This window comes from Methylobacillus caricis (assembly GCF_020532705.1).
Lineage (GTDB): Bacteria > Pseudomonadota > Gammaproteobacteria > Burkholderiales > Methylophilaceae > Methylobacillus > Methylobacillus caricis.
In genome coordinates this window covers 1,292,438-1,309,187 of sequence record NZ_JAJAVD010000001.1, presented here as the reverse complement: position 1 = coordinate 1,309,187, position 16,750 = coordinate 1,292,438, and the positions used below count along the sequence as shown (strand labels likewise).

The 16,750-nt window shown below is 50.4% G+C and carries 19 protein-coding genes and 1 tRNA gene; 10 read left to right on the top strand and 10 right to left on the bottom strand.

All coding sequences use genetic code 11. From position 1 onward, the window contains the following. The first annotated feature begins 162 nt into the window (after nucleotides 1–162). The 6 genes from LG200_RS06190 to LG200_RS06165 all read left to right on the top strand — a co-directional run bounded on the left by LG200_RS06190 (nucleotide 163) and on the right by LG200_RS06165 (nucleotide 7,808). Nucleotides 163–1,335: a TolC family protein gene (locus tag LG200_RS06190; protein WP_226756704.1), complete on the top strand. Its 1,173-nt coding sequence runs from the start codon at nucleotides 163–165 to the stop codon at nucleotides 1,333–1,335. Between the two features lie 20 nt (nucleotides 1,336–1,355). Next, a complete protein-coding gene (locus LG200_RS06185) occupies nucleotides 1,356–2,453 on the top strand; it encodes an efflux RND transporter periplasmic adaptor subunit (RefSeq protein ID WP_226756703.1) in 1,098 nt (365 codons plus the stop codon). After that, on the top strand, nucleotides 2,453–5,542 hold the full coding sequence (locus LG200_RS06180) for an efflux RND transporter permease subunit (protein WP_226756702.1): 3,090 nt from the start codon (nucleotides 2,453–2,455) through the stop codon (nucleotides 5,540–5,542). The genes LG200_RS06185 and LG200_RS06180 overlap by 1 nt, the downstream gene beginning before the upstream one ends. A gap of 9 nt (nucleotides 5,543–5,551) precedes the next feature. Next, nucleotides 5,552–6,223 (top strand): response regulator, encoded by a 672-nt coding sequence (locus tag LG200_RS06175; protein WP_226756701.1) that lies wholly within the window; start codon nucleotides 5,552–5,554, stop codon nucleotides 6,221–6,223. Further along, nucleotides 6,220–7,596 carry a sensor histidine kinase gene (locus tag LG200_RS06170; RefSeq protein WP_226756700.1) on the top strand — a complete coding sequence of 459 codons (1,377 nt, stop codon included), beginning with the start codon at nucleotides 6,220–6,222 and terminating at the stop codon, nucleotides 7,594–7,596. The genes LG200_RS06175 and LG200_RS06170 overlap by 4 nt, the downstream gene beginning before the upstream one ends. Before the next feature lie 126 nt (nucleotides 7,597–7,722). Then, a tRNA-Leu gene (locus tag LG200_RS06165) sits at nucleotides 7,723–7,808 on the top strand. A 51-nt stretch (nucleotides 7,809–7,859) separates the two neighbouring features. On the opposite strand, the gene LG200_RS06160 is transcribed toward LG200_RS06165, so the two are convergent. After that, nucleotides 7,860–8,849 (bottom strand): phage integrase, encoded by a 990-nt coding sequence (locus LG200_RS06160; RefSeq protein ID WP_226756699.1) that lies wholly within the window; start codon nucleotides 8,847–8,849, stop codon nucleotides 7,860–7,862. A 499-nt stretch (nucleotides 8,850–9,348) separates the two neighbouring features. On the opposite strand from LG200_RS06160, the gene LG200_RS06155 reads away from it, so the two are divergent. Together LG200_RS06155 and LG200_RS06150 are read left to right on the top strand one after the other, a co-directional pair. Further along, on the top strand, nucleotides 9,349–9,579 hold the full coding sequence (locus LG200_RS06155; protein WP_226756698.1) for a DUF4258 domain-containing protein: 231 nt from the start codon (nucleotides 9,349–9,351) through the stop codon (nucleotides 9,577–9,579). A 9-nt stretch (nucleotides 9,580–9,588) separates the two neighbouring features. Continuing rightward, nucleotides 9,589–9,771 (top strand): DUF2283 domain-containing protein, encoded by a 183-nt coding sequence (locus LG200_RS06150; protein ID WP_011479534.1) that lies wholly within the window; start codon nucleotides 9,589–9,591, stop codon nucleotides 9,769–9,771. Nucleotides 9,772–9,803: 32 nt separating this feature from the next. Here LG200_RS06150 and LG200_RS06145 read toward each other — a convergent pair whose 3' ends face one another. From LG200_RS06145 to LG200_RS06105, 9 genes are read right to left on the bottom strand one after another with little or no spacing between them, the layout of a single operon-like run. Further along, the gene (locus LG200_RS06145) at nucleotides 9,804–10,973 is read right to left on the bottom strand and encodes a zonular occludens toxin domain-containing protein (RefSeq protein WP_226756697.1); all 1,170 of its coding nucleotides are present in this window, start codon (nucleotides 10,971–10,973) and stop codon (nucleotides 9,804–9,806) included. Then, entirely contained in the window at nucleotides 10,970–11,293 is a 324-nt protein-coding gene (locus LG200_RS06140; RefSeq protein ID WP_226756696.1) for a DUF2523 domain-containing protein, read from the bottom strand. Before LG200_RS06140 ends, LG200_RS06145 begins: the two co-directional genes overlap by 4 nt. Further along, nucleotides 11,294–12,790, bottom strand: coding sequence for a virulence factor TspB C-terminal domain-related protein (locus LG200_RS06135; RefSeq protein ID WP_226756695.1), 1,497 nt, complete (start codon nucleotides 12,788–12,790; stop codon nucleotides 11,294–11,296). Between the two features lie 22 nt (nucleotides 12,791–12,812). Continuing rightward, on the bottom strand, nucleotides 12,813–13,037 hold the full coding sequence (locus LG200_RS06130) for a major capsid protein (RefSeq protein ID WP_226756694.1): 225 nt from the start codon (nucleotides 13,035–13,037) through the stop codon (nucleotides 12,813–12,815). Further along, a complete protein-coding gene (locus tag LG200_RS06125) occupies nucleotides 13,024–13,272 on the bottom strand; it encodes a hypothetical protein (RefSeq protein ID WP_226756693.1) in 249 nt (82 codons plus the stop codon). The genes LG200_RS06130 and LG200_RS06125 overlap by 14 nt, the downstream gene beginning before the upstream one ends. Nucleotides 13,273–13,329: 57 nt before the next feature. Beyond that, on the bottom strand, nucleotides 13,330–13,533 hold the full coding sequence (locus tag LG200_RS06120) for a hypothetical protein (RefSeq protein ID WP_226756692.1): 204 nt from the start codon (nucleotides 13,531–13,533) through the stop codon (nucleotides 13,330–13,332). Nucleotides 13,534–13,535: 2 nt separating this feature from the next. Further along, a complete protein-coding gene (locus LG200_RS06115; RefSeq protein WP_226756691.1) occupies nucleotides 13,536–13,823 on the bottom strand; it encodes a hypothetical protein in 288 nt (95 codons plus the stop codon). A 2-nt stretch (nucleotides 13,824–13,825) separates the two neighbouring features. After that, on the bottom strand, nucleotides 13,826–15,064 hold the full coding sequence (locus LG200_RS06110) for a replication initiation factor domain-containing protein (RefSeq protein WP_226756690.1): 1,239 nt from the start codon (nucleotides 15,062–15,064) through the stop codon (nucleotides 13,826–13,828). Further along, entirely contained in the window at nucleotides 15,064–15,243 is a 180-nt protein-coding gene (locus LG200_RS06105; RefSeq protein ID WP_226756689.1) for a MerR family transcriptional regulator, read from the bottom strand. Before LG200_RS06105 ends, LG200_RS06110 begins: the two co-directional genes overlap by 1 nt. A gap of 117 nt (nucleotides 15,244–15,360) precedes the next feature. On the opposite strand from LG200_RS06105, the gene LG200_RS06100 reads away from it, so the two are divergent. After that, nucleotides 15,361–15,636 (top strand): helix-turn-helix transcriptional regulator, encoded by a 276-nt coding sequence (locus LG200_RS06100; protein ID WP_226756688.1) that lies wholly within the window; start codon nucleotides 15,361–15,363, stop codon nucleotides 15,634–15,636. 34 nt (nucleotides 15,637–15,670) lie between these two features. Further along, nucleotides 15,671–16,591 (top strand): nuclease-related domain-containing protein, encoded by a 921-nt coding sequence (locus tag LG200_RS06095; protein ID WP_226756687.1) that lies wholly within the window; start codon nucleotides 15,671–15,673, stop codon nucleotides 16,589–16,591. The last annotated feature ends 159 nt before the right edge of the window (nucleotides 16,592–16,750 follow it).

Sequence of the window (16,750 nt, the reverse complement as noted above, 5' to 3'; positions counted from 1 at the left end):
GTCAGCTTTCTGTCAGCTAGAGTTAAGGTTGGCGTATGGTCCGGTCAATATTATGCAGCCATGAGTGAGAAAAGATTTTTCCTGGCTTTAACAAGGCAATTATTTTTATTGTCATTGCTGGCCTTGGTACCTTGCAAGGCATCGGCTGAGGATGCTTCGGTTATGAGCTTGCAGCAACTGGCTCAGGAACTGCGGGCTCGGAATCCGCAGTTCATGCAGGCCGAACAGGGACGGTTGCAAATTGAGGCGCAAATTCCGCAGGTGCTTGCGTGGGATAGGCCGATGGTGGGCATGGAGCAAACGCCGATTCCTCATGGCAATCTTAATCGTTCCCAGGGAATGAGCTACCGGCTTACCCAAACCATGTCTTTCCCCGGCAAAAAGCAGCTAGCGGCCGATATCCTGCAATCTCAGGCCGATAGCGCCGGAGCACAGATAGATGGGCTCCATGTTCAATTGCTGGCACAACTGAAAAATCAGTACTATCAATTGCTGGCCCTGCAAAAACAAGAACAGATCAACCAGGACACTATAGAGCGCCTTGGCCAGGTCAAACAGGTAGCCAAGGTGCGTTATGCCAATAATGCGGCGGCCTTTGTTGACTACATGAATGCCCAGGTAGCGCAGGGGAGCGCCGAAAATGACATCTTCCAGACTCGCCGCCAGATTGCAGTGGCGCAGCAAAGCATTAATAACCTCATAGGTCGAGATCCTATCCAGCCACTAACGGTGCAGCAACAAGAAATAAGCGAATTCATGCTGAAGCCCTTGGCTGAATTGATGACCGAAGCTCAAGTCAGGCATCCTGCATTGCGCGACAGCGCTTTCCAGCTGGAAGCCGCCCAGAAAAATGTGGCACTGGCCAAAAAAGCCTATTACCCCGATATGCAGCTCATCCTTACCAAGATTAGCGACCATCCTCCTTATGGTATGGCAGGCAGTGAATATGGCCTAGAGGTGGATCTGGTTCTGCCTACCTGGTTTTTCCAGAGTGAAAAGGCTGGGGTCAATGTAGCCAATGCCGGCTTGATTTCTGCCCAGGCTGGTGCCGAGGTGACATGGCGCCAAGTACAACTGGAGGTGGCCAATGCTTACAGCCAAGTGCAGCAGGTCATTAGTGAAAAGAACTTGCTGGAGCAACGACGCCTGCCAGAGGCCAGGGCCGCTTACCGATTGGCGCTGAATAGTTATGCCAATAACGCTGGTGATTTCAATGGCTTGTTGCTGGCTCAGCAGAATTTACGGGACACCGAGCTTGCTGCTGCTCACATAGAAGGAGGGCTGGCACAGGCAATAGCCGCGCTGGATGCATCCGTAGGAAGCGGAATGGAGTAATAACTATGCACAAGGCTTTGATGTTGTTCATTATATTTGTATTGGGGGCAGCGGCAGGGGCTATGCTTGCGCCTATCAGCTGGCGTCAGGATCAGGCACATCCACCCGAGATCAGCAATCAGCCGGATCCTGTGTCACAAGAGTCACAGCCAAGGACAGACAGGGTAGATCCTGATTTTTTTGAAAGCGCATTGCCTGAGTCTCGTGAGATCAGTGACCAGATTCCCATCATGGGTAGACTGGCATTCAATGCGGAGAATATCCATCTGGTGTCTGCGCGGATTGCTGGCCGGCTGGACCGCATCCTGGTATTTGAAGGAGTGACTGTGAAACCCGGGCAGCCGGTAGCTGCTCTCTACAGTCCGGAATATATCTCTGCGCAGAATGAGCTACTGTTGGCACGTAATACCTGGCGCACCTTGCAGGGCAGCCAGGTTACCCAGGGATTGGCGGAAGATGCGGAATCCACTCTCCAGTCGTCTCGTGAACGAATGAGGGTCATGGGTGCTTCCGAACAGGATATACGTCAGCTGGAGCAGACTGGAAAAATCAATGAGCATCTGTTGTTACGCGCGCCAATTGGTGGCGTGGTCACAGTTCGCAATATGGACCCTGGGGCATTCATCAACCTGGGTGACAGCTTCATGTCGATTGCCGATGTTTCAACACTGTGGTTTTACGGCAATGTTTATGAGCAGGACTACGCGCGGATCAAGTTGGGACAGGCGATGCAACTCAGTTTGCAGGCATTGCCGGGTAAAGTCTATCGGGCCCGTGTAGAACTTATCTCTCCTAGCCTTGATAGCGAAACCAATACGTTGCGAGTGCGTTGCCTTGTTGTCAATGATGGGCAGTTGCGCCCGGACATGTTTGCCACAGCTAGCCTGAATGTGGGCAAACACCAGGCTTTGCTTGTGCCGGCGGATGCCATTATCCGGTCTTTGCAGCTGGATTACATCATCGTGGAAATGACTGATGGCAATTTCCGCAAACGGCAGGTGACTACCATGCCTTATCAGGATGGGCTTGTGGCGATCGTGCAGGGATTGGCTGCCCGGGAGAAGGTGGTGGTAAGAGGGGCAACCTTGCTCAACCAGAAATTGTCAGGGGCGGCTTGATGCAGGCGAGCGGCGCTTTTATCGCGGGCGTGTTGCGCAGGCGATTGTTGATCATGGGCTTGTGTCTGGGTTTGTTGGTGTTGGGTTATATCAGCTTTAACAAACTGCCGATCGAACCTTATCCCAATATATCGCCGCTCAATGTCCAGGTGATCACGCAGTGGCCGGGGCGAGGCACCAATGAAATAGAACGCCAGATTACGGTGCCGGTGGAAACGTCGCTGGCCAACTTGCCACATCTCAAGACCTTCCGTTCTGTCTCCTTGTTTGGCCTCTCGGTGGTCACCCTGCAGTTCGAGGATGGTACAGACTCTTTCACTGCCCGCCAGAATGTGCAGCTGCAACTGGACACCGCCGAATTGCCAGAGGGCGTTCAGAGTGATCTGAGCCCGGATGCCGACGCACTGGGGGAAGTGCTGCGTTATCGTGTGGCCTCAGAGAGTGGCGATGATGTCATGCTGCTTAAGTCTTATCAGGACTGGGAAATTTATCGGCAGCTCAAGACCGTACCTGGCATCGCCGACATCAATGGGTTTGGCGGGCCCACCAAGCAGTACCAAGTGTTGCCGGATATTAGAAAACTGCAGGCTTACAATATTTCGCTCAACCAACTTTTGGAGGCGCTTGGCAATGCCAACGCCAATGCGGGGGGCGGCAATCTTAGGTCGGGGGAACAGCAATATGTAGTGCGTGGCATCGGCCTGGTGAAAACCCTGGATGACGTGCGTAACATCGTGATCGTATCCAAGCGCGGTATTCCGGTGCGGGTGGGGGATGTAGCCACGGTGGAATTTGGCTATGCGCCGCGCTTGGGCGTGGTGCAATACAACGACAATCCGGATGCGGTAGAAGGCATTGTGCTCATGCGCCGTGGCGGCAATGCCTCGGAAATGCTGGAGCGGGCGCACCGCAAAGTTGACCAAATCAACAGCAGTGGCTTATTGCCACAGGGCATACACCTGGAGCCTTTTTACGACAGGCAGGAGTTGCTGGACCTGACCATGGGCACTGTACATCACACGCTATTGTTCGGCATGGCGCTGGTGTTGGTGGTACTGTTCATTTTTCTGGGCAGTCTGCGTGCCGCGATTGCGGTGGCAATCGTCATCCCATTAGCGCTGAGTGTTTCGTTTGCAGGCATGGTGCTGGCGATTCCTGCCAATTTGATCTCCCTGGGTGCGATAGATTTTGGCCTGATTGTGGATGCAGCGGTGATTGTGATTGAGAATATCATGCGGCGTATGGAAAACGGCAGCAGCAATTTGCGCCAGACCATTGTGGCAGCCGCGGCCGAGGTGCAGCGACCCATGATCTTTTCCACCATGATCATCATCATGGCGTATGCGCCACTCTTCATCATGGGCGGGGTGGAAGGGAAAATTTTTCACCCGATGGCATACACCATGGGCTTGGCGCTCCTGGCCTCCATGATCCTTAGCCTGACCTTCATCCCATCCGCAGCCTCTTTCCTGTTCAAGCCGGACAGGATAGAACACAGGCCTGGCATGATCGGCGCTTTGATCAAAGTGTATCGTCCGCTGCTGGCGGTTTTGCTGCGCAGGCCTGGCATGGTGGCGGTAGCTGCATTAGTTGCCTTCGGCATTGCCATATTGGGTGCCAGCCGTTTGGGAACAAGCTTTTTACCCACACTGGAGGAAAACAACCTTTGGGTGCGCATCACGCTGCCTAACACGGTGGATTTGCATTACTCCTCTGACTTTGCTTCCCGCGTACGTGGTTATCTGCTGAAGCAACCTGAAGTAAAAACCGTGGTGGGGCAGATCGGCAGGCCGGATGATGGCACTGATGCCACCGGTGTCTTCAATGTGGAGTTCGGTGTTTACCTGAAAAAACCTGGAGAGTGGGCTGCAGGCGTGACACGAGATGACCTGGTCAAGCGAGTAGAACGCTATTTGCAGGCAATTCCCGGTATTGAGTACAATTTCTCGCAATACATACAGGACAACGTTGCCGAAGCATTATCTGGTGTCAAGGGTGAAAATTCGGTGAAGATTTTTGGTGACGATCTTGAAGTGCTGCATGAAAAGGCATTGCAGGTGCAATCTATACTCCGTGGCATTCATGGCATGACTGATGTTGGCATATTTCGCGAGCTGGGGCAGCCAACGATGAATATACGCGTCAACCGTGAAGCCAGCGCGCGCTTCGGGTTGAATGTGGCAGATATACAAAACCTGGTGATCAATGCCATTGGCGGCAACCCGCTGGGCAAGGTGCTGGAAGGCGAGCGTTCATTTGATCTGGCATTGCGTTTCCCCGAAGCACAACGCAACAGGCTGGACTTGATTCAGCGATTGCTGGTTGATACTCCTGATGGCCAGCGTATCCCGCTGTCCATGGTAGCGACAGTGGAACTGAGTGACGGACCGTTCTTTATTTATCGTGAATCTGGGCGCCGCTACATTGCTATCAGATTTGGGGTGAGGGATCGTGATCTTGGCAGCGCTGCGGCAGAAGCGCAGAAGCTGGTGAGCGAGCAGGTAGACTTGCCGCGTGGCTACAAAACCCAATGGGACGGACAGTTTAACCAGATGCAGGAGGCGCACAAGAAGCTGGCAGTGATTGTGCCCTTAACCCTGCTGGCCATCTTCATCATGCTGTATTCTGCATTTGGCAGTGCCAAGGATGCGGCGCTGGTACTCCTTAATGTACCTTTTGCCACCATAGGAGGCATTGCCGCGCTTTACCTGGCAGGAGAGGAACTATCGATTTCAGCCGGTATTGGTTTTCTTTCCCTGTTTGGCATTGCTATACAGGATGGCGTCATTCTTATCTCTTATATCAAGAGTTTGTATAATCAGGGAGAGCATGGGCTGCAGCAGGCCATTCTTGAAGGGGCTTCCATGCGCTTGCGCCCGGTGCTGATGACGGCCATGCTGGCAGGGCTGGGGCTGCTGCCAGCCGCGTTGTCACAGGCCATTGGCTCCCAGGCACAGCGGCCCCTGGCATTGGTGATTGTAGGGGGAATGGTCACTACTACCATACTCACCCTGCTGGTATTGCCGGTAGTATTTGGCTGGATTTACCGTCACTACCCCAACAGTTCCCGCACCGAGAGTGCTTATTAAGAGAGGTTTATGCGCATACTGGTGGTGGAAGATGATGCCATCCTTGCGGAAGGCACCTGCGAGTCGCTATCCAAGGCAGGCTACGCGGTAGACCTGGCTGAAACCGGCACAAGGGCAAATGCCATGATAGAAGCTGGCAGCTATGATCTTGTACTGCTGGATATAGGTTTGCCGGGCATGGATGGTTTTGAGGTGTTGCGCCGCCTGCGCAAGCACAACCGTAATATCCCTGTGCTGATTATCTCAGCGAGGGATGATATCGATTTTCGTGTCTATGGTCTGGACCTGGGAGCTGACGACTTCATGCTCAAGCCTTTTGTGCTGGCAGAGCTGCATGCCCGCACCCGTGCCTTGCTGCGGCGCCATGCATTGAGTGAGCGCAACACACTTTCCTGCGGCGAGTTGCTGATCGACCTCGGAGCACAACGAGCTCATGTAGACGGAGAGCCCCTTGAGCTTTCAATCCGGGAATGGGATGTCCTGGTGTACTTGCTACGCAACCAGGGTAAAGTAGTGCGCAAAGAGGCAATCGTTGAAACACTTTGCGACTGGAAAACGGATATTACACTCAATGCGGTGGAGGTCTACATATCACGTCTGCGTAGCAAGCTGGATAGTCATGGAGTGCATATCCGGACAGTGCGGGGTTTTGGATATCTGCTGGAAGAGCCTGCAGAATGAATGCTGCCAATAGTCTCAGGCAGAAGTTGCTGCGATGGCTGCTGGTTGCACTAAGCCTGCTGGTGGCCGTGGGCATTGTCACCGATTACTTCATGGCGCTGGAACCCGCACGAGAAGTCTATGACCAGCATCTGCTCAAGATGGCGTACAACATGGAGCGTAACCTGCCTGCTGATAGAAGTGCATGGCCGGGTGCTTATCCAGCGATAGAGCGCTCATTGCTCAAGAGTGAGCTGGATAGTTACGATGCTGCCATAGCCGCCATCTTTGACGAGTCTGGACATTTCATTGCAGGTGAATCCGGCCTGCCGATTCAAGCTCCATCCATTGATGCCAAGCCTTTGTTTTACGACGCCAAGTTCAATGATGACCCGATACGGGTGGTAGCGTTGCGGAGCCAATCCTTGGGTGCCGTGCTGTATCTTGCGGAAACCACCTATAAACGCAACCGCCTAGTGCAGAAAACCCTGTTGCACATGATTGTGCCGGAGCTGGTCTTTGCCATTTTTTCCATTGTTGTATTGTGGGTCGGGGTAGGGCGCGGCCTGCAACCCTTGGCGCAGATAAGGGCCCAGATCAATGCGCGTTCAGAAACTGACTTGAGTCCAATGGACGAGGGGAAAGCCCCAGAGGAAATACGAGAGATTATTGCTGCCATCAACTCTCTGTTGGGACGGTTGGATCATTCGATCAAACTGCAGAATCAATTTCTTGCCAACGCCGCCCACCAATTGCGTACCCCTCTGGCCGGATTACAGATGCAGCTGGAATTATCCGGCGACCAAAGCCCACAAGAACGGGAGCAATCGTATCAACGCATGTTGGCCAGCACCAAGCGTATTGTTCGCTTGGCCAATCAGTTATTAGCCTTAGCCAGGGCGGAGGGGGAGGCAGACGCCAATAAATTCACCATCATCAACATCAGTGACGCTATTCAGGATCTTGCCTCGGATTGGCTGGCTCGTGCCTATGCAAAAAACATAGACTTAGGCCTCAATCTGGAAAATGTGCAGGTTGAAGCCAGTCGATGGCAAATTCAGGAAATGCTCGCCAACCTGGTAGATAACGCCCTGCGCTATACCCCGAGTGGGGGCAATATCACCATACGCTGCTATGCGGATGCAACCCAAGCCGTGATAGATGTTGAAGACAATGGGCCAGGAATTCTAGAGGAGCAACGCGAGCAAGTGTTTGACCGGTTTTATCGTCTGGATGAAGATCCTGAAGGATGTGGCCTTGGGCTGGCTATTGTGCGCGAAATAGTGCGGCATCATGGTGGAAGTGTTGTCATCAATCAACCCATAGAATCTGCAGGCACACTAGTAAAAATTCATTTGCCACTGGCGATTGACCAAATACAGCCTCAGGAATAGCGGCCACCAGATTGGCGCGGAAAAGGCTTCCATGTTGAATTTTCTCAATCCTACTACTCAATCCAAGGCAGTCGGTGATAGAATGCTGCCTCGCTTCATTTGAGGCGTTTCAACATTCTCCATCATGCCCGGGTGGTGAAATTGGTAGACACAAGAGACTTAAAATCTCTCGGCTTATGGCCGTGCCGGTTCGATTCCGGCTCCGGGCACCATGCAAAATCAATAAGTTAGATTTTCCACTTTTTTTCGAAACTCCGCTTTGGTCAACATTGTGTCAACTTCGCAAGCGGGTTGAGCGTCTTGGCTTCTTGCAGATGATCTGGTGCCATGTGGGCATATCGCATGGTCATGGCTAGGGTTGAGTGTCCAAGAAGGCGTTGCAGCACAAGGATATTGCCGCCATTCATCATGAAATGGCTGGCAAAGGTATGGCGCAGCACGTGGGATAGCTGGCCTTTGGGTAGTTGCAGGTGGCTCTTTTCAACTGCTTTTCTGAATTGGTTATAGGCTGGTTTGAAGATGTTCCCACCTAGCGTTTTTGGTTTTAGGTTGGCCAATTCTGTATATAAAGCCTCATCAATTGGAATAGAGCGGTTTTTGCCGGATTTTGTACGGCTCAGATGAATCATGCCGTCTCTGACCTGGGTAGCTTTCAAGCTTTCCGCTTCGCTCCATCTGGCACCAGTAGACAGGCAGATTTTGGTGATGTGCAAGGCATCATCACTCAGGCAGCCCAATAGCTGCCTGATCTGGCTTTGTGTGAGGTAGGCAAGTTCTTTTTCTTCTATCTTGAATTGCCTGATTTTGGATAGTGGGTTTTCTTTGTTCCAATAGCCCAGTCTCTTGAGTTCATTGAATACCGCGCGCAGATAGGCATGGTCACGGTTGATGAAGTTAGCTGATATACCAGCATCAAGACGTCGTGCACGATAAGCTGAGAATTGCTCCGAATTGAAGTCATCAGCAAAAGGATTGCCCATGGCTTTGCAGAGGTTCTTGAGCTTTGGGAGTGTGTTTTTAGATTTCAGATGTTGGCCATGGTGCTGATGCCATAAATCAACCAGGTCAGAGAGTTTGCGCTTGTCTCTCTTGGGTGGCATCCATTCGGGCGTTTGAATGATCTGGGTTTTCACCCAGGCTTCCCAGGCCAAAGCTTCAGCTTTGGTAGTGAAAGTCTTGCGGAAGCGTTTAGCGCCACGACCACCGGGTTGGATGTCGACTAGCCAGCCGGAAGGGGTTTTCTTGATGCTCATGATTGTGACATTCCCGAAGTTCGCGAGAACCACATGGAGAAATAAGCATCAAGGGGCGGCATAAAGCCGTTCCGTTTCACTCCACTTTTTATACGCCCGGCTTTGCCGGTTTCACCCTTGACCCTTATTTCCCCATGTGTTGCTGGGCGGCCATGCCGTATGGCGAGGGCTGCACCCCTTTGGGGTACGCCTTCACCAATCGGCAGACCTAAACGCGAGGATGAAGCGATGAGAATCAGCAGGAGTTTTATGAGGTCAAGGGAATTCAGAGAGCGGCAGGGCTGGCTGGCATTTGAGTGCGCAGCAGGCATTGCCTTGCAGGTGATTGCCGATAGTATGGATGAAGCTAGGCGGTGGTTTAAGGGTTGGGTGAAGGTGTTTAGGTTCAGGCCGAAGGTAAAGACGGATAATTTCCTGCAGTTTGAGTTAGTTTTGCTGCAGCGGGATGGTATCCAGGGTGATTTTTTGACAGGGAATTTAAACAAGGTAAGATAGGTCCATGGATTACAGATTAAGTGACCATGCGTTAAAGCGGATGGTTAAGCGTGGTGTTAAGGAAGAGTGGGTCAGGGAGGTGCTGACCAATCCAGATACAACACGTAACGATGAAGATGACATTACGTTGGTACATGCGGTCAAAGCTATTGCTGACCGAGGATTTAAGCAGTTGCGTGTCATCTATAACGAAACCACTGAACCTGTGACGGTTGTCACGGTATTTTTTGAATAGGTGATGAATATGAAAATTGAGTTCGATCCAATAGCAGATGCTTTGTATATCGCGCTTAGCGAAAACGACGTAGAACGCACAGAGGAAATCAGGCCAGGCGTGATCTTGGACTATGACGCGCTGGGCAACATTGTGGGTTTTGAGATGTTGTCGGTCAGTAAGCAGAGCGGCAAACTTAAACACGCCGCTTGATAGTGAAGCCCCGAAAGGGGCTTTTTTATTGCCTACGTATTCGGGAATGCCCATTGGCTTTCCTTCATCCGTTCACGCTGAATAGCACTTGGCTGTATGGGTTGCTGTGAGATTTCAGGCTGCTGCGCTGTTTGAACAGGCGCTTGCTGTTGTTTCTCTCGCTCAGCCTCTTGACGTTCGCTGGCTCGCTGATGGTCATCAGCGATACGCTGGCGTTCTGCTGCCTGCCTATCTGCGACTTCTTGCCTGCGCTGGACTTCTGCAATGCTTTGACCGGGATTGAAGTCAACAAAGAAGCCTTTGGCAATGATCTGACGACACATGAGCTCATCAGTATTTAATTCAGTGGCTTGTTGTGTATAGCACTTGCATTGTCCCCTGAAATCAACACAGGCAGCATTGATAGGAGCTGTGACAGGCTTTGTAATCTCATCATAGACAGGCCTGGTGTGCGGAAGCCCAGGGACACGCTCGACTTGCTGCGCATACCAATCAGGCTTTGGATTGGTTGGTTGAACCGGGATCTGATTCACTGGCTGGACGTTCATTAACCCGTCCTGGGTCTTTTCAGGTTGGATTTGATGCTTGTCGGAAAAGCTGCCAATAGTGACCAGGGCGTACCAGATAGCAGCGATAAGCAGGATTGGCAGCACCACGACCAGCACAAGCCTTGCGGGTATGCGCTTCTTCATGGTGTGAAGATCAGCGGACTTGTACCAGGTGAACACTTCCTTTGGATAAACAAAGTGTTTTTCTATCGAACCCTTTAGGCTTTTGACGTTTTCCCGGACTGACTGGAATTCATGGATAGTCGACTTGGCAAACCCATAGAACCGCTCGACATGGTAATGACGCCCGACCAAGCGGCGCAGGTTGCCGTCGATCAGCATGGGATGCTGAGTGATCAAGAACAGGTCATGGCCGTCATGCCTATGCACCTCAAGCTGCGAGACATGCTTAGGCACCTGCGAACCATTCTGCCTTGGTCTGAAAGTGCCCTGGCATTCATCAATGACAATGATGGCGCCTTTTGGGCAATTGACCCAGTCTTCCCCCTTTTCCATCAATTGCCAATCCAAGGTCAATTCAGGAATGCCATGATAAAAAACCGGACGGTTTTCTTTATCAGCCAGATCCTTGACGGTTTTAAGCGTGAACAGGCTTTTGCCAGAGCCGGGCAAACCAGTGATCAATGTGATCATTGTTTAATTTCCAGCTTGGTAAATACGCCATTAGTAACCCCCTTCAATACCAGGCGCACCATGAAGGCGCTTGCAATAACATTCAAACATTTATCCACCTTTAACACGCCTAGCATGCCAACCATTTCAGGCGGCAGCGCACTGAGATTGACCTTAATACCCGTCAATATCTGCTGAATGAGTACGTCCAGACCTTGATACATGGCCCAGCCGATACCCATTGCTGTCAAAAACTTAACAATTCCTTCCATTAAGCCTTTACTGAAACCACCTACAATTGCGGCAACTAGCCATGCCGCTGGCGATGCGAAAATACCCATTTACCAAATCCCCACTATCCGAAGAGCATATAAATAAGCCGCTGCAAGCAATATGTAGCCAATCATTTCAAAATATGGGCACAGTTTGCTAAAGGGCACCGTGACGGAATGACCGCCAATACTGAACTGAACATCTGAAATACACTGCGCAGCGAATTGATATTCACCACTTTCTTTAACTTCATCGGCAAGATTAATGGTTCTTTTGTGATCTCCCTCTTTGTTCAACCAGCTCTTAATCTCAGGATCTTCCTCACCCATCAAAATACGCCTGCCTTCCTCAGCTGCCGGCTCAAATTCCTTTAGTTCATTCACGTCATCACAACGATGCTGATAAGCAGCACGTGCGATTGCACAATTCACACCGTCACCAGAGCATGTAAAACCAGTAGCACAACTACCTTTAAAATCGCCGCCACCAGAGCCGCCATTACCTGTGCCAGTGGATTTACATGTGGCACCAGTCGCATTGTTTTTGCAGTATTCGCCCATGCCGCTAGTAACAGTAGTCGTTGAACCATCGGGGTTGGTCGTTTCCTCCTTGACTGTAGGTTCCCCACCGCCGGGATTAGGGATAACCGTGACTGTAGGCTGAGGCTCGATTGTCTTTACCGGATCAGGATCAGGGTTTTCTGGCGTAGCCGGCGGCTTGGTCTCAGTGACTTTTGGCGGTGGAGTGGTCTGGACAGGCAGGGTGCCGGGAGTGCCTTTAGGTAGGCAAACATCAACGCCCTGAACTTGACCAAAGGAGCCGCCCGATTCCATGCAGTCGCATGCCGGACATGGCGGCTTGTTTGCTGGCGGTTCTTTAGGCGGGGCGGTTTCACCGTCTGAGCAATTCGAACCAGTATCAACATAATTGCCAGGGTAAACATAGCCGCAAATACCCACAGAGCCGGCACCGCCAATAGAGCAATTGATTTGAGGCGCACCCCCACCAGTAAGCGTTGCACGGCAGCCAGATATGCAACTGGACGAAGGTATTGAGCCATCACCATCGGTATCAGAGAAAGGGCCAGTAAGCAGAATGCGACCAGCCTGACAAACAGCAGGAGGGTCTTCACACGCCCCGGTTGTTTGGTTTCTAACTTGAGGTGCAGGGCAGCTTGTCGGGAAACGGCATATTTCCACACCGCCTACAGTGAGGCGGCTAGAGCCCGACGGGCAATACCATGTCTGATTCACCGGTTGATTATCTCCATTCCATTGGCAAGCAGGTATAGCCTCATTGAATATCCAGACACGACCCGTTCCAACCTGAAAAAGTGAGCACATTTCCTGTCCATCAAAGAAATTGCCATCCACAGTAACCATGGAATATCGCTTTCTGGCTGGTATATCATCAGCAAAAGCATAGATAGAACTACAAAGCAGCAGCAAAACGACGATCAAGCGTTGAACAATAGCCATAGCGCCCCCAATATTCCCAACATCACGATCCAGCCTTCCATCGCTGCCCCCTATAAATGAAAAAGGCCATGAGGGATTGATGCTCATGGCCGATTGGTTGATTTACTGATTAACCGCCACGCACTGCTGCGTAGGCCTTCTTGGTGCCCCAGATCAGTAGCAGGGCAACGCCTACCAGACCAACGGCGGTAGCCGCTTCACCCAAGAGGGTAACGATTGGCGCTACGTCAATTTCAGCGCGAGCAGCAGAGCTTGCAATCGCCAGTGGAGTAGCGACAACTGCACCCTGGACGATGTTGCGACCGTACTTCTTTAATTGATTAAATGGCTTCATTTGAATCTCCGTTTCTTTCTTTCAACATATGAATGACTACCCTAAAGGCAGCCGCTATAGCCCAGAGCAGCCCAATAGCGAGGCTGATCTGAACACCTTCAGCAGCGGTGAGATGCATCACACCGTTCTGCAATTCGGAAGGACTCACCACGAGCTGCATGCAGGTGGTGTAGTCGCTTGGTTGTGGTTCCAGCACTTGGTATTGGCCGGAACCGAGGTCAATGAGGCATTTCATGCGAAGCCCAACACCAACATGCCGCCCAGGCAGAGGCCTATTGCCAGCCATAACAGGTTAGTTAAGAGGCGCATCCTCTTCCCCCTCAAAGAACGAGTGAATTTCATAATCTCCCTCGTCAATGTTGTTGATGGCCGTGTCTATGGCTTCTTGCGGGTCATATAGACGGCCTGCCTTTTTAAGTGACCGCGTATAGAACAGTCCCTGGGTAAGGAACTCTCCTGTTCTGCGGTACTGGATGACATAGACACGGCGCAGCATGGTTAGGCAGCCTTGGATTGAGGTGCTTCTTTCACCAGATTGAAGCCGCGGCAGACAAAGCCTGATGTGGTCATTTCAATATCCAGTTCAGCTTGAACAGGGAAAGGCAGGTTTCTAAGCTTGTCGTAGTTATCTGACTTGCCAAAATTGATATGCACGGCATCAAATCCGGCTTTGTCTTCACTATCGTTAAACGGTGTTTCCACCACAACTTTGGTGAAATCGTGTTTGGTGCCTTCTACCGTGTCATTGAAACGGCGAACGCCTAGAACTTTGAATTGCTGACGCATGGTTATTCCCTTTCGAGGTCAAAAGATTCGTAGTAAGCCGCCATTGGGTAGACGGTTTTTTCGAGGTTGTGAAGGAATTCACCCGCCGTTAGGTAGCTTGGCACTTTGATGCCCTCGGGTAACTTGCCTTCACGCATGACCAGATCTAGGACTTTCTTTGCATCGCCCTCAATCTGGAACATTAGGTTGAGTGCAGCCCCGCACTGATGCTTGAGCCACTTCTTTGTGCGCTCATAGTAGGCCTGCACTGTTTTTTGAGTAGTTAGGATACGTTCAGCACGATCGCTGAAGGTGGATAGCAACGGGTAAGCCGCAGCAAAGTAGTCCTGGGGCCTAATAAGACACTCAAGCGGTACAACTCGACTTTTGGCGAGAAACTCAACTTCGTAGCGCATCCATGGGGATGTTGGGCAACCCAATTGCTTGCCTTTTTCATAGCCTCGGAATGACTTGCCATTCCCGCGAGTGCCAACGTAGAGGGTGCGCCCCTTACCATTAGGATTTTTCCAGTTTCCCCGCATTTCAACATCAGGATTGCGCCCACCGGCGTTAAAGTGGCCATCGTCATACGCCTTTTCTAAGGATTCCGGGGTGTGGAACTTTCCTTCATAATCATCATGAGCAAGGTCAATCCGGGTGATTTTTCCGGTCACTGATGCCTGTAAGAACTCATATAACCGTCGTTCCCAACCATGTTTGGCAGCCGCACAGCCAGTACCAGTCAACTGAATCAATACGGTGTTTCTTTGGCCCCCATAGCACACATGCCCGTATTTATCGCCCAGGACATAACTGGTGTTGTAGAAATGCATACCCCTGTCACGCTTGGCCGTGATGCCAAATCCAAAGATGGATTCACAAGTGCGGGATACATCCATGATGAAGTGTTCATCTGATACCCCATTGGTATGGTCAAAAGAGGCTTCATGGCAGGTAATGTGCAACCAGTCGATAAAACACACCTCATTTTCTGAATGTGTTCTTTCAGTAAGCAGTAGGAGTTTTCCCCCTTCAGTCACTAACTGAAATTTCTTTCCCCCCGTGTTACAGAGGGGGGGCAGCGTCTGCGCTGGCGCCGCTAACGCTGTCGCCTGCGCCGCCGCAGCTACTCGCTCAGCTGCTTCGCGCAGGCCTTTTTGCACTTCTGCATTGATGGCGTCAAAGTCGGATTGCACTAACGTGGCACGTGCAATCACGTGCGCGTCTGCCATCGGAACGAATTTGCGCTTAATCGAAGCCATTAGAGTGAAAACTCCTGATCCAGGGCGTGTTTGTTGAGTAGCGCGAGGTTGACGAGGCGGTATTTACCGATCTCTATCACAGGGAGATAACCGCGATTAATCCAGCCTGTGACGGTGTCTTCTGTCACACCCACTAGGTCAGCAAACTTTCTGCGCGACATCACAGGTACTGATGGCATTTGACTTGTATCTACTGGACTGTCCATAATCGCGTTAGGCCCCTTTGCATGTCATTGGATGTCTATATGTGAATTCACATATACGTTAAGTCACACTGTAAGGATATTCACGCATACATGTCAAGTGCTGCTGGGAAAAAAATAAGAGCAATACGCGAAAGTCTCGATATGGGTAGGCAGGAATTCGCCGATTTGACGGGTATTCCTAAAGGCACATTGATTGGGATAGAGCAGGACAGGCACGAGCCAAAGGCTGGTGTACTAGAGATCATTGCCAGCCACTGGCCGGAATTTGCCGCTTATCTATTAACGGATGAAACAGGCATTAAGCAGAGAAACCCGGAGCTAGAAGCTTTGGCCCGGGAATTGGAAGATCAGAAAAAGGCGAGTTAATCGCTCGAGAAGTGAAAAGAAGGTGGTTTAAAAAATGATATTAAAAGAATTAGACCCATTTTCCTCTGAGGATAAATATCAAAAAGCTGGAAGAAATGCTGAGGAGAGCATTTCGTTTTATCTCAAACGTTTTTTTGAAGATGAAGAAAACATACTTGTTTTAAATGGCATTCGATGGGAGGTAAATGATGATGCAGCCCAAATAGACCATTTAATTATTCATGAATATGGGGTCATCCTTATTGAATGCAAAAGTGTATCTGGAAAAATTCAGTTACTTGATGATGGCCAGTGGGTGCGTTGGTACAACGATAAATCCCAAGGTATGAAATCGCCAGTCACTCAAGTGAAGATGCAAGCAGCATTTTTTAAAAAACAACTCAGCAAAGCTGTCAAACAAGAGGGATTCTTTAATAATATCCCATTCGATACATTAGTGGCCCTGTCAGACCAAGGCCACTTTATCCCACCCAAAAACTCCCCACGCCCTAACGAAGTATGTAAAGCAGACCAGGTAGCCGACAAAGTTAATGAACTGGTGAAACAATATAAAGAACAGCAAGAAAAGCCTGTTTTATCGAAAAATAATCTCAATATTTTAGCTAAATATTTAATTGCATCCCATAAGCCTTTGAATACTTCAGCAGCACCTCAAAAAGAAGAAAAGGTTGAAATTCATGTTGAGGAAGCAGCGGCGGCACCAATCAATAAGTTGACTACCGCCAAACTAGCAGAATTAAAAGGGATGAAAACGAACTCTCTTACACAGCTATTAATAGATGCTGGATATTTGGAACTAAAAAACAAGCTTACTTATTTGACAGAGTCCGGCAAAAAATCTGGCGGTGAATGGAGGAAAGGATTTAAAGGTGGAGGGTTTTATTTTTTATGGCCCTCAGACCTCGCATTACCTGAACAGAAGATAGCTAAAAAGAAAAAATGGTGGGGAGTTTAAGCCGACTATTACTCACTTTGGTAGCAGATCATATTTGCCTGCCCCGAGTTTGCAGAAAACTGTCATAGAAATGTCAACGCCATTAGTCAGTAACATTAGATGAAGGAGAGTAACCCGCTGATGCTGATAGGTATTGAATGATATAGACACTCATTTAAG

What these genes read in the sequence shown, in the direction of transcription:
- LG200_RS06135 (WP_226756695.1), bottom strand. Translation starts at nt 12,790, where the DNA reads ATGAGCATCAATCCCTCATGGCCTTTTTCATTTATAGGGGGCAGCGAT.
- LG200_RS06185 (WP_226756703.1), top strand. Translation starts at nt 1,356, where the DNA reads ATGTTGTTCATTATATTTGTATTGGGGGCAGCGGCAGGGGCTATGCTT.
- LG200_RS06155 (WP_226756698.1), top strand. Translation starts at nt 9,349, where the DNA reads ATGGATTACAGATTAAGTGACCATGCGTTAAAGCGGATGGTTAAGCGT.
- LG200_RS06095 (WP_226756687.1), top strand. Translation starts at nt 15,671, where the DNA reads ATGATATTAAAAGAATTAGACCCATTTTCCTCTGAGGATAAATATCAA.
- LG200_RS06115 (WP_226756691.1), bottom strand. Translation starts at nt 13,823, where the DNA reads ATGCGTCAGCAATTCAAAGTTCTAGGCGTTCGCCGTTTCAATGACACG.
- LG200_RS06145 (WP_226756697.1), bottom strand. Translation starts at nt 10,973, where the DNA reads ATGATCACATTGATCACTGGTTTGCCCGGCTCTGGCAAAAGCCTGTTC.
- LG200_RS06190 (WP_226756704.1), top strand. Translation starts at nt 163, where the DNA reads ATGAGCTTGCAGCAACTGGCTCAGGAACTGCGGGCTCGGAATCCGCAG.
- LG200_RS06120 (WP_226756692.1), bottom strand. Translation starts at nt 13,533, where the DNA reads ATGCTGCGCCGTGTCTATGTCATCCAGTACCGCAGAACAGGAGAGTTC.
- LG200_RS06150 (WP_011479534.1), top strand. Translation starts at nt 9,589, where the DNA reads ATGAAAATTGAGTTCGATCCAATAGCAGATGCTTTGTATATCGCGCTT.
- LG200_RS06140 (WP_226756696.1), bottom strand. Translation starts at nt 11,293, where the DNA reads ATGGGTATTTTCGCATCGCCAGCGGCATGGCTAGTTGCCGCAATTGTA.
- LG200_RS06160 (WP_226756699.1), bottom strand. Translation starts at nt 8,849, where the DNA reads ATGAGCATCAAGAAAACCCCTTCCGGCTGGCTAGTCGACATCCAACCC.
- LG200_RS06175 (WP_226756701.1), top strand. Translation starts at nt 5,552, where the DNA reads ATGCGCATACTGGTGGTGGAAGATGATGCCATCCTTGCGGAAGGCACC.
- LG200_RS06180 (WP_226756702.1), top strand. Translation starts at nt 2,453, where the DNA reads ATGCAGGCGAGCGGCGCTTTTATCGCGGGCGTGTTGCGCAGGCGATTG.
- LG200_RS06130 (WP_226756694.1), bottom strand. Translation starts at nt 13,037, where the DNA reads ATGAAGCCATTTAATCAATTAAAGAAGTACGGTCGCAACATCGTCCAG.
- LG200_RS06125 (WP_226756693.1), bottom strand. Translation starts at nt 13,272, where the DNA reads ATGAAATGCCTCATTGACCTCGGTTCCGGCCAATACCAAGTGCTGGAA.
- LG200_RS06110 (WP_226756690.1), bottom strand. Translation starts at nt 15,064, where the DNA reads ATGGCTTCGATTAAGCGCAAATTCGTTCCGATGGCAGACGCGCACGTG.
- LG200_RS06100 (WP_226756688.1), top strand. Translation starts at nt 15,361, where the DNA reads ATGTCAAGTGCTGCTGGGAAAAAAATAAGAGCAATACGCGAAAGTCTC.
- LG200_RS06170 (WP_226756700.1), top strand. Translation starts at nt 6,220, where the DNA reads ATGAATGCTGCCAATAGTCTCAGGCAGAAGTTGCTGCGATGGCTGCTG.
- LG200_RS06105 (WP_226756689.1), bottom strand. Translation starts at nt 15,243, where the DNA reads ATGCCATCAGTACCTGTGATGTCGCGCAGAAAGTTTGCTGACCTAGTG.